The sequence below is a fragment of the Roseburia faecis genome, assembly GCF_001406815.1.
Classification (GTDB): domain Bacteria; phylum Bacillota; class Clostridia; order Lachnospirales; family Lachnospiraceae; genus Roseburia; species Roseburia faecis.
The window spans coordinates 1-342 of record NZ_CVRR01000101.1 but is presented as its reverse complement, the minus strand read 5'-3'; the positions used below and the strand labels follow the sequence as shown (position 1 = coordinate 342).

Below are 342 nucleotides of genomic sequence, written 5' to 3'. Positions count from 1 at the left end.
ATCGCCGCCTGAAGGATCAAAAACCTGTCATAGAGGCTTTTTTGTCATGGCTTGACCAGCTGCATCCGGAATCCGGAGACAGGCTGATCAAGGCAATCAACTATTCCAATGGTTGCCGTCCGTTTATGATGAACTATCTGAAAGATGGTGCATGCAGCCTGAGTAATAATCTCAGTGAGAACAGCATTCGACCATTGGTAGTTGGCCGTAAGAACTGGCTTTTCTGTGATACACCAGCCGGGGCAGATGCCAGTATGAAAATCTATTCTATGATAGAAACGGCAAAAGCCAATGAACTTGATCCACTTAAATATCTGAGCTTCCTTCTGGAGCATCGTCCTG

General features: G+C 45.9%; 1 protein-coding gene. It reads left to right on the top strand.

The genetic code is table 11. From position 1 onward, the window contains the following. Positions 1–41: 41 nt before the first annotated feature. Positions 42–342, top strand: a 301-nt coding sequence (locus M72_RS16155; RefSeq protein ID WP_261291858.1) for an IS66 family transposase, incomplete at its 3' end; no start/stop codon positions are given.